The 13,341-nt window shown below is 64.7% G+C and carries 10 protein-coding genes; 3 read left to right on the top strand and 7 right to left on the bottom strand.

What is annotated here, in order from left to right:
* Window positions 1-52 precede the first annotated feature (52 nt).
* The 7 genes from LPJ38_RS18770 to LPJ38_RS18740 all read right to left on the bottom strand — a co-directional run bounded on the left by LPJ38_RS18770 (window position 53) and on the right by LPJ38_RS18740 (window position 8,876).
* The gene (locus LPJ38_RS18770; RefSeq protein ID WP_145627441.1) at window positions 53-1,855 is read right to left on the bottom strand and encodes an adenine deaminase; all 1,803 of its coding nucleotides are present in this window, start codon (window positions 1,853-1,855) and stop codon (window positions 53-55) included.
* 81 nt (window positions 1,856-1,936) lie between these two features.
* Window positions 1,937-2,725, bottom strand: a complete 789-nt coding sequence (locus LPJ38_RS18765; RefSeq protein WP_145627444.1) for an NYN domain-containing protein — start codon at window positions 2,723-2,725, stop codon at window positions 1,937-1,939.
* Between the two features lie 52 nt (window positions 2,726-2,777).
* Entirely contained in the window at window positions 2,778-4,277 is a 1,500-nt protein-coding gene (locus LPJ38_RS18760) for a tripartite tricarboxylate transporter permease (RefSeq protein WP_145627446.1), read from the bottom strand.
* Window positions 4,277-4,762, bottom strand: a complete 486-nt coding sequence (locus LPJ38_RS18755) for a tripartite tricarboxylate transporter TctB family protein (protein WP_145627448.1) — start codon at window positions 4,760-4,762, stop codon at window positions 4,277-4,279. The genes LPJ38_RS18760 and LPJ38_RS18755 overlap by 1 nt, the downstream gene beginning before the upstream one ends.
* Entirely contained in the window at window positions 4,759-5,727 is a 969-nt protein-coding gene (locus LPJ38_RS18750; protein WP_145627451.1) for a Bug family tripartite tricarboxylate transporter substrate binding protein, read from the bottom strand. Before LPJ38_RS18750 ends, LPJ38_RS18755 begins: the two co-directional genes overlap by 4 nt.
* Before the next feature lie 103 nt (window positions 5,728-5,830).
* On the bottom strand, window positions 5,831-6,673 hold the full coding sequence (locus LPJ38_RS18745) for an IclR family transcriptional regulator (RefSeq protein ID WP_145627454.1): 843 nt from the start codon (window positions 6,671-6,673) through the stop codon (window positions 5,831-5,833).
* A gap of 73 nt (window positions 6,674-6,746) precedes the next feature.
* Window positions 6,747-8,876: an acetate--CoA ligase family protein gene (locus tag LPJ38_RS18740; protein ID WP_145627457.1), complete on the bottom strand. Its 2,130-nt coding sequence runs from the start codon at window positions 8,874-8,876 to the stop codon at window positions 6,747-6,749.
* 351 nt (window positions 8,877-9,227) lie between these two features.
* Between LPJ38_RS18740 and LPJ38_RS18735 the strand changes: the two genes are divergently transcribed.
* The 3 genes from LPJ38_RS18735 to frc all read left to right on the top strand — a co-directional run bounded on the left by LPJ38_RS18735 (window position 9,228) and on the right by frc (window position 13,137).
* Entirely contained in the window at window positions 9,228-9,923 is a 696-nt protein-coding gene (locus LPJ38_RS18735) for a GntR family transcriptional regulator (RefSeq protein WP_167520213.1), read from the top strand.
* 60 nt (window positions 9,924-9,983) lie between these two features.
* Window positions 9,984-11,717 (top strand): oxalyl-CoA decarboxylase, encoded by a 1,734-nt coding sequence (oxc, locus tag LPJ38_RS18730; protein WP_145627463.1) that lies wholly within the window; start codon window positions 9,984-9,986, stop codon window positions 11,715-11,717.
* Between the two features lie 142 nt (window positions 11,718-11,859).
* Window positions 11,860-13,137, top strand: a complete 1,278-nt coding sequence (frc, locus tag LPJ38_RS18725; RefSeq protein WP_145627467.1) for a formyl-CoA transferase — start codon at window positions 11,860-11,862, stop codon at window positions 13,135-13,137.
* Window positions 13,138-13,341 lie beyond the last annotated feature (204 nt).

The raw sequence follows: 13,341 nt of genomic DNA, 5'->3' as shown, positions 1-13,341 counted from the left end.
AAAAAATCGTGGTGGTCTCAATCGGTTAGATCGAGATGCACGTGAAAGCAGATCACTCGAACAGCGGTGCAAGCTCCATCTGCGGCACCAGCACGAGGCCCTTGTCGGTGATGCGAATTTCCGGAATGACCGATAGGGGAATCAAATTGAAGCCCATATAGGGAATGGTGCAGCCGGCCTCGGCCCATTCCTTCTTCAGCGCCTTGACCTCTTCGGCCACCTCAATGACGCGCTTGTCGGAGAGCAGCCCTGCGATCGGCAAGGGAACCAGCGCCTTCACCTTGCCGTCGGCGACGACGCAGACGCCGCCCTGCTGCTCCCTGATCGCTGCGATCGCGACCTGCATGTCAGCCTCGTTCGTGCCGGCGACGATGATGTTGTGGCTGTCATGCCCGACGCTGGAAGCAACCGCGCCGCGCTTCAGGCCGAAATCCCTGAGCAGGCCATAGGCGACATTGCCCGTCGATTTGCCGTGGCGCTCGACCACCGTGACGAAGCACAGGCCGTAGCGCGCGAACAACGACAGCCAGTCCTTCGCCGGTTCGATCGCGACCTTTTCGTGAATCAACGTGATACCCGGCAGCGCGGTCTTGATCGCATTGACGGTGCAAGCCTTCGCCGGCAGTTCCGGCGTCAGCTTCATCTTCTCAGGCAGCTTGACCGTCGCGTAGGCTGCCCTCGGATATTGATAGCGCTGCGACAGCGCCTGATCGAGGCGCGGGGTGATCTTGCCGTGCTCGACCACGAGCTCCCCGCCATACCAGGTGCATTGCGGCTTGAGCTGATCGTCCATCAGCACGAGATCGGCGCGGCGCCCGCCGCCGAGGCCGCCGATATCCCCTTCCATGCCGAAGCGCGTCGCGCCGTGCAGCGAGCCCATCGACCAGGCCTGCTCGGGCGACATCCCCGCCTTCACAGCCTCGCGCACCACCCAGTCGAGACCGAACAGCAGGAGATCATCGGCGTCGCGATCGTCGGTGCACACGGCGGTGCGCTTGTGCGAGGCTCCGAGCTCGGTGATGGTGCGGATCGCCTGCGGCAGCGAATGCCAGGGCGTCGTCGGCGGGCCGCCGCGCAAAAACACCCAAACGCCAGCATCGAGCAGATCGTCGGCAATGTCACGGTCGATTGCCTCATGGGTGTCGGTGACGCCGCTGGCTGCATAAGCCGCGACGAATTCGCGGCCATAGACGTGACCGGACACCGGCCGTCCCCGCTTCAAGGCTGCGGCGAGGATCGCGTGGCTGCGCTCGTCGCCCATCGTCACCGGGACAAAGTCCATCTTCTCGCCGAGCGCCACCGCTTCGGGCCAGCGGTCGAACAGCCCAGCGATCTTGTCCGGCGTGAGGTCGCCGCCGGCGGTCTCCAGTTCCGCGGACGTTGCCGGCACCGTGCTCGGCACGGTCAGAAAAATAGAAAGCGGAGCCTCGCGCGCGTCCTCCAGCATCGCCTCGACGCCGGCGACGTCCATGACGTTGCCGATCTCGTGGCTGTCGCAAAAGATCGTGGTGGTGCCGTTGAGCAGCGCGGCCTCGGCATAGGCGCAAGCGGTCACCATTGAGGATTCGATGTGGATGTGCGGATCGACCAGACCCGGCGCGATGATGCCGCCGGCGGCGTCATAGAGCGGCGCGCCGCTCCAGACCTTCTTCGCCGTGCCCACTGGCTTCACCGCGGCGATGCGCCCGCCGCTGATCCAGACCTCCCGGTTCGCGTGGATGCGCTCCGAATAGGTCGAGAGCACCCGGGCGCCGGTCACAACGAGGTCGGGCGCGACGCGCGCTGAGGCGACATCGGCCAGACGCCGGGTCATCGCGTGCAGCGGTTCGACAGCAAAGCGGGTAAGTTTGGTCATCGGAACCCTCGCGTGGCAATGCGGGGCGATGTTTGCGCCGCGCCACAGTCCGGGCAAGCTCAATCTACCAGTACGCCCTGCTTACGCTTTAGGGGCCGCTCCGCCTAGCGCCCTTCGCCGCGAGTTCCGCGGTCTCGAAGTCGGTGCGGCAGCGGGCTTGACCCGAATCCGCATCGATCGCCCCTTTTGCTCGTCAATCTCGAACGAATTTGTCTTCCGCACGAGATCGCTCAGCTTTCGGAAGCCGAAGGTCCTCGGATCGAAATCGGACGCGAGATTCGCAAGCTGCCTGCCCACCTCCCCGAGGGCGACCCAGCCGTCCTCGCTCTCCATCTGGGTAATGACCTTCTTGATGATTGGCGTGGCCGCTTCGGGGGGCTGAAGCGGCGCCGACCTCGCGGTGGCGTCCTGCGTATTCACCGTCCCGGCAAGCAGGTTCTCCGTGTAAACGAATCTGCGGCAGGCCTGCCGGAAGCTTTCCGGCGTCTTCTGCTCGCCGAACCCGAAGACGTCGATGCCCTGCTCCCGGATGCGGGCAGCCAGGCGGGTAAAGTCGCTGTCGGAAGAGACCAGGCAAAAACCGTCGAACCGGCCACTGTGAAGCAGGTCCATCGCATCGATGACCAGAGTGATGTCGGAGGCGTTCTTTCCCGTCGTATAGGCGAACTGCTGCTGCGGGATGATGGCGTGTTTCGACAGGATGTCGGCCCAGCCTCTGGATCGCGCATTTGAGAAATCGCCATAGATGCGGCGGACGCTGGCCTCGCCGATCTTGGCAATCTCCTCGAACAATCCGTCCGCGATCTTCGCGGAGGCGTTGTCGGCGTCGATCAGAACCGCGAGACGAGGAGAACGGAGTTCAGAAGGCATGACAGTTCCCCACGAATGGACGCGATACGAGAGAGGACAGGTGCGTCGGGGCCTAGTCCTCGTTCGCCTTGAACCGCCCCATTCCCTTCAGCACGAAGGGGGCCAGCAGCGCAACCAGCGCGATGGCAAGCAGCGTCGCGGAGATCGGGCTCTGCACCAACGTCATGGGATCCCCGAGGCTGATCGCGAGCGCGCGCCGCAGCTGGCTCTCGGCGATCGGGCCGAGGATCAGGCCGACCACGACCGGTGCGATCGGGAAATCGAACCGGCGCATCAGGAAGCCGAGCACGCCGAAGCCGGCCAGCATCGACAATTCCACCACCGACGGCTTTGCCGCGATCGTGCCCATGGTCGCGAACACGAGGATGCCGGCATAGAGCCAGGGCTGCGGGATCGCGAGCAGCCGCACCCACAGGCCGACCAGCGGCAGGTTGAGCACCAGCAGCATCATGTTGGCGATGAACAGGCTGGCGATCAGGCCCCACACCAGGTCCGGACGCTCGGCGAACAGCAGCGGCCCAGGGTTAAGGCCGTATTGCTGGAAGCCGGCCAGCATCATCGCGGCGGTCGCCGAAGTCGGCAATCCCAGCGTCAGCAGCGGCACCAGCGTGCCGGCGGCAGAGGCGTTGTTGGCGGCCTCAGGTCCGGCCACGCCTTCGATCGCGCCCTTGCCGAACTCCTCGGGGTGTTTCGTCAGCCGCTTCTCGGTGGAATAGGACAGGAAGGTCGGGATTTCCGCGCCACCCGCCGGCAGCGCGCCGATGGGGAAGCCGAACATGGTGCCGCGCAGCCACGGCTTCCACGAGCGCTTCCAATCCTCCTTCGTCATCCACAGCGAGCCGCGCACCGGTTCGAGCTTTTCCTCGGTATGGTGGCGGCGCGATGCGACGTAGAGCGCCTCGCCGACTGCGAACAGGCCGACCGCAAGCGTCGTCACCTCGACGCCGTCGAGCAATTCAGGGACGCCGAACGCGAGCCGCGCCTGACCCGTCAGCTTGTCGATGCCGACGAGGCCCAGCGTCAGGCCGATGAACAGGCTGGTCAAGCCGCGAACCGGTGAATCCCCGAAGGTCGCCGACACCGTGACGAAGGCGACGCACATCAGCGCGAAGTAATCCTCGGGGCCAAAGCGCACGGCGAAATCGACCAGCCATGGCGCGAGGAACGCCAGCCCGATGGTGGCGATGGTGCCGGCGACGAAGGAGCCGATCGCGGAAGTCGCAAGCGCCGGCCCGCCGCGGCCGGCCTTGGCCATCTTGTTGCCTTCGAGCGCGGTCGCCATCGAGGCGCTCTCACCGGGCGTGTTGATCAGGATCGCCGTTGTCGATCCGCCATACATGCCGCCGTAATAGATGCCGGCGAACATGATCAGCGAGCCGCCGGGATCGAGCTTGTAGGTGACAGGCAGCAGCAGGGCGACCGTCAGCGCCGGGCCGATGCCGGGCAGCACGCCCACGGCCGTGCCGAGGAAGACGCCGATCAAGGCATAGAGCAGGTTCATCGGCTGAACGGCGACTGCCATGCCATGCGCCAGCGCAGCAAAAGTGTCCATCACAGCAGTCGCTCCAGCGGGCCAGCCGGGAGGCTCAGCGTCAACAGGCGGTCAAACGCGAGATAGATCAGGGTCGACATCACGAGAGCGATGACGGAATCGGCCAGGACGGCACGGCGCCCGAACGCCGCCGAGGTCGTCACGAATAGCGCCGCCGTCGCCAGGATGAAGCCGCCGCCGAAGCCTATGATGGCGATCAGCAGCGCAAGGCCAACGAGGATCAGAACCACAGGCACGGGATCGGAGCTCTCGCGCGCCGGCAGATTACCGCGCAGCGCATCGATGAAATTGCCGATCGCGAGCAGCGCAAGGCCGCTGGCGACCACGATCGGCATCGCCTCCGGTCCCATGCCATACATCGCGGTGGTTGGCAGGCCGCTCGCGTCCCAGACCAGCACCGCGGCGAGACCTGCGAGCAACGCAGCGATGACGATGCCGGCGCGATCGACGCGCCTCGGCGGCTGGGCGGGATCGCTTGAGGTCATGACTTGACCAGGCCAACCGATTTCAGCACGTCGGTGACGCGCGCCGTTTCCTTCTTCAGGAAGTCGGCGAAGGCGTCGCCGCCAAGATAAGCGTCCTCCCAGCCCTTCTGCTTGAGAACCTCCTTCCAGGCGTCGGACTTCACCATCTTCTCGACGGCGTCGCTCAGCGTCTTCTTCTGCTCGGGCGTGATGCCGGGAGGCGCGACCACCGAGCGCCAGTTGGCGATCACGAGGTCGATGCCCTGCTCCTTGAAGGTCGGGATGTCGCTGCCTGCGATTCGCTTCTCCGAGGTCACACCGATCGCGCGGAGCTTGCCGGACTTGATCTGCCCTTCGTATTCGCTGAGCCCCGAAATGCCGGCCGTGACCTTGCCGCCGAGGATCGCCGCCAGCGACTCGCCGCCGCCGGAGAACGGGATGTAGTTGATCTTCTTTGCATCGGCGCCGACGGCGCCGGCGAACAACGCCGCCATCACATGGTCGACGCCGCCGGCTGACCCGCCGGCGAAGGTTACTTTGGCGATGTCGGCCTTCACTGCGGCGGCGAGATCCTGGGCCGACTTGATCGGCGAGTTCGCGGGCACCACGATCACCTGAATTTCCTCGGTGAGCCGCGCGATCGGCGTCACCTGCTCCAGCGTCACCGGCGACTTGTTCATGGCGAGCGCGCCCACCATGACGAAGCCGTTGACCATCATCTGGTTGCCGTCGCCCTTGGCGCCATTGACGAACTGGGCAATGCCGACGCTGCCGCCGGCGCCGGGAACGTTGGTGACCTGTACGCTGCGCGCAACGCCCGAAGCCACCAGGGCCTGCTGCATGGAGCGGGCGGTCTGATCCCAACCCCCGCCGGGCGCGGCCGGCGCCATCAGCTTGAGCTCGAGCTGCTGGGCGAGGGCCGGATTGGCTGCCGCCAGGGTCAGCGCGACGGCGGCGCCGACAAGGCGCACGGGAAATCGGAACATGGGGGCGTCTCCAAGCTCATGCGGACGTTTGCCGCATTGTGTCGTTTGGTCGCATATCAGCCAAAACGGCCGATGCTGTCCAGTGGAGACCCCCGGGGGGTGATCAGCGGGGCGTCCGGACCACCCCGCCGAGCGCCGCAGTCAGTTCGGCGGCGACATCCCGCACGATTTGCCCGATTTCCGGCAATCTCTGGTCGGTCAGCCGGCTGGTCATCCCGGAGACCGAAATCGCCGCGAGCGGCTCTGCGCAGTCGTTGTAAACGACCGCCGCAACGCAGCGCAGGCCGATACAGGCCTCTTCGTCGTCAAGGGCGTAGCCCTGCTTGCGGATCTTTTCGAGCTCCCTGAACAGGTCGCTCGGCCGGACGATCGACTTCTCGGTCAGCCGCGGCATGCCGTGATGGCGGATGACGGCTCCGACGTCCTCGTCGGAATAGGTTGCGAGCACGGCCTTGCCGACGCCCGAGGTCACCATGGGGACCCGGCCACCGACCTGGGTCAGCGAGCGCATGATCTCGCGGCTTTCCATGCGGGTCAGCACGATGATGAACTCGTCGTCGACCACTGCGAGATTGGCGGTCTCGCGGGTGAGATCGCGCAGCTTGCGCAAGTAGGGGATTGCCTGGGTGGAGAAGTTGCGCCGCCGCGCAAAGCTCGCGCCGACCGTGAAGCTGCGTACGCCGACGTGCCATTTGGATTCGGCGCGGTCGAACTGCACGAAGCGGCGGCTTTCCAGCGTCGCCAGCAGGCGGTGCACCGTCGAGGCGGACAGGCCGGTGCGGACGGCGAGATCGCTGAGCCGATAACCTTCGTCGTCCTCGGCCAGCGTTTCGATGATCGACAGCGCGCGGTCGACGGACTGCACGCCGCCGTCGCGGCCTTCATGATCGGCCTCTGCGGGCGATCTGGGCTCAAGCGATTTGCGGCGGATCGTGTTCTTGCTCATCGCGCCCCCTCACCCGGAATTTGCGACGCAAATTCCGGCCTCTCCCCGCGAGCGGGGAGAGGCGAACGCAAGCTCAGAGCAGCCCTGCCCCGCGCGCCCACTTGTACTTGGCCCCTAACACCTCGACCGGGAGCTCGGTCGAATAGGCGTAGGCCGGGATGCCGTTCTGGTAGAGATATTCGGCGGCTTCCTCGACCTCGACGTCGCCGGCGAGCGAGGCGACCATGGGCTTCACGAAGCCCTTGGCCTCCATCTCCTTCTTCACCTCCACCATGTTGCGGGCGAACACCATCGGCGGAGTGACGATGGTGTGCCAATAGCCGAGGATCAGCGCATGGATACGCTCGTCCGAGAGGCCGAGCTTCACCGTGTTGACGTAGGTGATCGGCGGCTCGCCGCCGGTGATATCCACGGGATTTCCGGCCGCACCGAACGGCGGGATGAACTTGCGGAAGGCGGCATCGAGATCCGGCGGCATCGACATCAGCGACAGGCCGTTGTCGACGCAGGAGTCCGAGAGCAGCACGCCCGAGCCGCCGGCCCCGGTGATGATCAGCACGTTCTCACCCTTCGGCGTCGGCAGTACCGGCACGCCGCGGGCGAATTCGAGCAGCTGACGCAAGGACCGGGCACGGATCACGCCGGACTGCTTGAAGACGTCCTCATAGATGCGATCGTTGCCGGCGAGTGCGCCGGTGTGCGAGGACGCGGCCTTCGCACCCGCCGAGGTACGGCCGGCCTTGAGCACGACGACCGGCTTCTTCTTGGAGACGCGCTTGGCCGCTTCCGCAAAGGCGCGGCCGTCCTTGAGGTCTTCGCAGTGCTGCGCGATCAGATTGGTGTTCGGATCCTGCTCGAAGAAGGCGAGCAGATCGTCCTCGTCGATGTCGGACTTGTTGCCGAGGCCCACGATCGCGGAGACGCCCATCTTGGCGGAGCGCGAGAAGCCGATGATGGCCATGCCGATGCCGCCCGACTGCGACGACAGCGCCGCGTGGCCCTTGACGTCGTAGGCGGTGCAGAAGGTCGCGCAGAGATTGGCCGGAGTATAATAGAAGCCGTAGATGTTCGGCCCCATCAGGCGGATGTCGTACTTCTTGCCGACCTCGACGATCTCGGCTTGAAGTTCCGGTGCGCCGGCTTCCGCGAAGCCCGACGGGATCAGCACCGCGCCGGGAATCTTCTTCTCGCCGCATTCGGTCAGCGCCGCCGTCACGAACTTCGCGGGGATCGCGAACACCGCGACGTCGATCACGCCGGGCACGTCCTTGACGCTCTTATAGGCCTTGTAGCCGAGGATCTCGGCTGCTTTGGGATGGATCGGATAGATATCGCCCTTGTAGCCGCCGTTGATGAGGTTCTTCATCACGGAATTGCCGATCTTGCCGTCCTCGGCGGACGCACCGACCACGGCGACGGCCTTCGGCTGCATGATGCGGTTCATCGCTGCCACGATCTCTTCGGTCGGGCGCGGCTTGGGCTTCGGAACATAGGCGAAGTCGACGACGATGCGGACGTCGGCGGCGGTCGCATCCTTCGGCGTCGCGAACACCGGGTTGAGATCGAGCTCGACGATCTCGGGGAAATCGGTGACGAGCTGCGAGACCTTGACGATAACGTCGGCCAGCGCCGTGCGGTTCACCGGCTCGCCGCCGCGGACGCCCTTCAGGATCTCATGGGCCTGGATGCCGTCGAGCATCGAGAGCGCATCTTCTTTGGTCGCGGGCGCGAGGCGGAAGGTGATGTCCTTGAGCACCTCGACCAGCACGCCGCCCAGGCCGAAGGCGACCAGCTTGCCGAACGAGCCGTCGGTGATCGAGCCGACGATGACTTCGGTACCGCCGGCCAGCATCTGCTGCACCTGGACGCCTTCGATCTTGGCATCGGACTTGTATTTCTTGGCGTTGCCGAGAATGGTCTCGTAGGCCTTCTCGGCCTCGTCCGCCGTCTTGAGGCCGACGATGACGCCGCCAGCTTCGGTCTTGTGGAGAATGTCCGGCGAGACGATCTTCATCACCACCGGGAAGCCCATCGACGAGGCCATCTTGCCGGCCTCGCCGGCCGACTTCGCCACGCCTTCCTTCGGCACCGGAATGCCGTAGGCGTCGCAGACCAGCTTGCCTTCCGGGGCCGTCAGGCTGGTGCGGTTGTCCGCCTTGACCTGGTCAAGCACCTTGCGGACGGCATCTTTGGAATTGGACATGTGGCTTCTCCCTTGACCTCAGTTCGTTCTTTTCAAAGCGCGCGCGTGTTTGCGGCTGCCCGTGATGCTTGCCATTCGCCGCGCTGTGCTCCATGCCGCGGAACGGAGTGGCATAAAGCCCAACACTACTCCGCCGGCTTGGATCAAAAATGGCTGGCGATGGCATTTGGTATGCCAGAAGCCAACTTGTCAAGTCAGAGTGCAGCTTAGAACGCCGCAAAAAATAGCCGCCTTGACATTCTGGCATGTGGTATGCCAAAAACTTTCTCGTTAATATTCCTGTAAAAGACGACTCCCCACTGGAGGAGATTCGTCGTGTCACTACGGAAACCAACCAAGGCGTTGCCGAACATGGCCGAGGCAGACATCGCAATCGTTCGTATTGCCCCGGAGAGCAGCTTCAAGAACAAGGCGTATGATGCCTTGAAGGAAGCCATCCTCAAGATGGACATCTATTCGACGCCCGAGCCGGTGATGCTCGACGAGCGCGCGCTGTCCGAACGTCTCGGCGTCAGCCGCACGCCGATCCGCGAAGCGATCGCGATGCTCGAGCAGGACGGTTTCGTGAAGACCGTTCCCCGCCGCGGCATCATGGTGGTGCGCAGGACCAAGAGCGAGATCGTCGACATGATCCGCGCCTGGGCGGCGCTGGAGAGCATGGCCGCGCGGCTCATCACCACCACCGCGCGCAAGAAGGACATCACCGCGCTGCGCGACTACTTCAAGGATTTCAGCAAGGACCGCCTGCCCGAGGATCACGTCGAGGAGTATTCGCGCGCCAACATCGCTTTCCACCAGGCGCTGATCTCGCTGTCGGAATCCCCCGTGCTGGTCGATCTCACCAACGACCTCCTCCTGCACGTGCGCGGCTATCGCCAGCTGACCATCGGACGCAAGGACCGCACGGCGACCTCGCTGCCCGAGCACCTCGCCATGATCGAAGCACTGGAGGCGCGCGACACCGAGCTCGCCGAGAAGCGCGCCCGCGACCACACGCTCGGCCTTGCCGCTTACGTCGAAGCGCATGGCCAGGAACTCTTTACCTAGCAACTTCACCAGAAGGGCGAACAATTCGCCCCGCATCTTGAGACCAGGGAGACAAGGCCCATGCTGAATACCGCGACCAAGTCCGAGGCACCGGGCACCGAGCAGGAGCTGACGGATGGCTTTCATCTCGTCATCGACGCGCTCAAGCTGAACGGCATCAACACCATCTATAATGTGCCGGGCATCCCGATCACGGATTTGGGCCGCATGGCACAGGCCGCCGGTATTCGCGTGATCTCCTTCCGTCACGAGCAGAACGCCGGCTATGCCGCGGGCATCGCCGGCTATCTCACCAAGAAGCCCGGCGTGTGCCTCACCGTCTCGGCGCCCGGTTTCCTCAATGGTCTCACCGCCCTCGCCCACGCCACCACCAACTGCTATCCGATGATCCTGGTCTCGGGCTCCTCCGAGCGCGAGATCGTCGATCTCCAGCAGGGCGACTACGAGGAGATGGATCAGCTCGCGATCGCCAAGCCGCTGTGCAAGGCGGCCTACCGCGTGCTGCACGCCCAGGACATCGGCATCGGCTTCGCCCGCGCCATCCGCGCCGCGGTCTCGGGCCGTCCGGGCGGCGTTTATCTCGACCTGCCGGCCAAGCTGTTCGGCCAGGTGATGAACGCCGAGGCCGGCCAGAAGTCGCTGGTCAAGGTGATCGACGCGGCGCCCGCGCAGATCCCCTCGCCGGCTTCGGTCAAGCGCGCGCTCGATGTGCTCAAGAGCGCCAAGCGTCCGCTCATCATCCTCGGCAAGGGCGCGGCCTACGCGCAGGCCGACGAGGAGATCAAGAGCTTCGTCGAGAAGAGCGGCGTGCCGTTCCTCCCGATGAGCATGGCCAAGGGTCTCCTCCCCGACACCCATCCGCAATGCGCTGGCGCGGCCCGCTCGACCGTGCTGAAGGACTCCGACGTCGTCATGCTGATCGGCGCGCGGCTGAACTGGCTGCTCTCGCACGGCAAGGGCAAGAGCTGGGGCGAAGCGCCGAAGAAGTTCATCCAGGTCGACATCGAGCCGCGTGAGATGGACTCCAACGTCGAGATCGTCGCGCCCGTGGTCGGCGACATCGGCTCGGTCGTCTCCGCCTTCAACCAGGCGATGGCAACGGGCTGGACCGCCCCGCCCGCCGAATGGACCAAGGCGATCTCGTCCAAGCGCGAAGAGAACGTCGCCAAGATGGCGCCGAAGCTGATGAACAACAAATCGCCGATGGACTATCACGGCGCGCTCGGCGTGCTGAAGAACGTCATCAAGGAGTATCCCGAGGCGATCCTCGTCAACGAAGGCGCCAACACGCTCGATCTCGCCCGCGGCGTCATCGACATGTACAAGCCGCGCAAGCGTCTCGACGTCGGCACCTGGGGTGTGATGGGTATCGGCATGGGCCAGGCGATCGCCGCCGCGCTCGAGACCGGTCATCCCGTCCTCGCGGTGGAAGGCGACTCGGCGTTCGGCTTCTCCGGCATGGAGGTCGAGACCATCTGCCGCTACAACCTGCCGATCTGCGTCGTCATCTTCAACAATGACGGCATCTATCGCGGCACCGACGTCAACGGCGCGAACGCCGATCCCGCGACGACCGTGTTCGTCAAGGGCGCGCGCTACGACAAGATGATGGAAGCCTTCGGCGGCGTCGGCGTGAATGCCACCTCGCCGGACGAACTCAAGCGCGCCGTCAACGAAGCCATGAAGTCGGGCAAGCCGACGCTGATCAACGCGGTGATCGATCCGGCCGCGGGCTCGGAGAGCGGCCGCATCGGCAACCTCAATCCGCAGAGCGTTCTGCAGAAGAAGAAGTAAGGCATGATCCGGAAAACCGTGCAGCGGTTTTCCGGACAGATCATGCCCAAACAATAGAGCTGAAGCGCCAAGTGCGCTTCAGCCACCCCTCAACCCTTATTCCCTGCCGGGCGCAGGGGCAGACAGAGTACGGAGCAACATGATGACCAAAGCGCTCAAGGGCGTTCGCATTCTCGACTTCACCCACGTGCAGTCCGGACCGACCTGCACGCAGCTCTTGGCCTGGTTCGGCGCCGACGTGATCAAGGTGGAACGTCCGGGCGTGGGTGACATCACCCGCGGCCAGCTGCAGGATATCCCGAACGTGGACAGCCTGTATTTCACCATGCTCAACCACAACAAGCGCTCGATCACGCTCGACACCAAGAACCCCAAGGGCAAGGAAGTCCTCACCGAGCTGATCAAGAAGTGCGACGTGCTGGTCGAGAATTTCGGCCCCGGCGTGCTCGACCGCATGGGCTTCCCCTGGGAGAAGATCCAGGCGATCAACCCGAAGATGATCGTCGCCTCGATCAAGGGTTTTGGCCCCGGCCCGTACGAGGACTGCAAGGTCTATGAGAACGTCGCGCAGTGCACCGGCGGCGCCGCCTCCACCACCGGCTTCCGCGACGGCCTGCCGCTCGTCACCGGCGCGCAGATCGGCGATTCCGGCACCGGCCTGCACCTCGCGCTCGGCATCGTCACCGCGCTCTACCAGCGCACGCATTCGGGCAAGGGCCAGCGCGTCACGGCCGCGATGCAGGACGGCGTGCTCAACCTCTCCCGCGTCAAGCTGCGCGACCAGCAGCGCCTCGCCCACGGCCCGCTCAAGGAATACAGCCAGTTCGGCGAAGGCATTCCGTTCGGCGATGCCGTGCCGCGGGCCGGCAACGATTCCGGCGGCGGCCAGCCCGGCCGCATCCTGAAGTGCAAAGGCTGGGAGACCGATCCCAACGCCTACATCTACTTCATCACCCAGGCCCCGGTCTGGGAGAAGATCTGCGACGTGATCGGCGAGCCCACCTGGAAGACCGATCCGAACTACGCCAAGCCGGCCGCCCGCCTGCCGCGTCTCAACGAGATCTTCGCCCGCATCGAGCAGTGGACGATGACCAAGACCAAGTTCGAGGCGATGGAGATCCTCAACAAGGACGACATCCCCTGCGGCCCGATCCTGTCGATGAAGGAGCTCGCCGAAGACCAGTCGCTGCGCGCGACCGGCACCGTCGTCGAGGTCGACCACCCCACCCGCGGCAAGTACCTCTCGGTCGGCAACCCGATCAAGCTGTCGGATAGCCCGAGCGACGTCGAGCGCTCCCCGCTGCTCGGCGAGCATACCGACGAGATCCTGCGCACGGTGCTCGGCTTCTCCGATCACCAGGTCGCCGAGATCCACAAGTCCGGCGCGCTCGATCCGCCGCAGAAGCAGGCCGCGGAGTAAGCGCGACCGCATCGAACGAGACGAAAGGGCCGCCCGATCGGGCGGCCCTTTTGCTTTGAGGCGGGTGCTTTTCGACAGGCTCAAATCAGAAACTGAAAAAACAACCCCATGCACAGTAGGGAACCCGTTGATGCAAAAGGATATTTCTGATTTAGCGAAAATTTTTTCAAGCGTCGGGCAAAACAGGGGTAGTATGGCATCATC

Source organism: Bradyrhizobium daqingense, from assembly GCF_021044685.1.
GTDB classification, from domain to species: Bacteria; Pseudomonadota; Alphaproteobacteria; order Rhizobiales; family Xanthobacteraceae; genus Bradyrhizobium; species Bradyrhizobium daqingense.
This window is presented reverse-complemented; position numbering and strand designations above follow the sequence as displayed.

Coding starts and splice junctions, on each gene's coding strand:
- LPJ38_RS18770 (WP_145627441.1), bottom strand. CDS start 1,855: ATGACCAAACTTACCCGCTTTGCTGTCGAACCGCTGCACGCGATGACC.
- LPJ38_RS18765 (WP_145627444.1), bottom strand. CDS start 2,725: ATGCCTTCTGAACTCCGTTCTCCTCGTCTCGCGGTTCTGATCGACGCC.
- LPJ38_RS18760 (WP_145627446.1), bottom strand. CDS start 4,277: ATGGACACTTTTGCTGCGCTGGCGCATGGCATGGCAGTCGCCGTTCAG.
- LPJ38_RS18755 (WP_145627448.1), bottom strand. CDS start 4,762: ATGACCTCAAGCGATCCCGCCCAGCCGCCGAGGCGCGTCGATCGCGCC.
- LPJ38_RS18750 (WP_145627451.1), bottom strand. CDS start 5,727: ATGTTCCGATTTCCCGTGCGCCTTGTCGGCGCCGCCGTCGCGCTGACC.
- LPJ38_RS18745 (WP_145627454.1), bottom strand. CDS start 6,673: ATGAGCAAGAACACGATCCGCCGCAAATCGCTTGAGCCCAGATCGCCC.
- LPJ38_RS18740 (WP_145627457.1), bottom strand. CDS start 8,876: ATGTCCAATTCCAAAGATGCCGTCCGCAAGGTGCTTGACCAGGTCAAG.
- LPJ38_RS18735 (WP_167520213.1), top strand. CDS start 9,228: ATGGCCGAGGCAGACATCGCAATCGTTCGTATTGCCCCGGAGAGCAGC.
- oxc (WP_145627463.1), top strand. CDS start 9,984: ATGCTGAATACCGCGACCAAGTCCGAGGCACCGGGCACCGAGCAGGAG.
- frc (WP_145627467.1), top strand. CDS start 11,860: ATGACCAAAGCGCTCAAGGGCGTTCGCATTCTCGACTTCACCCACGTG.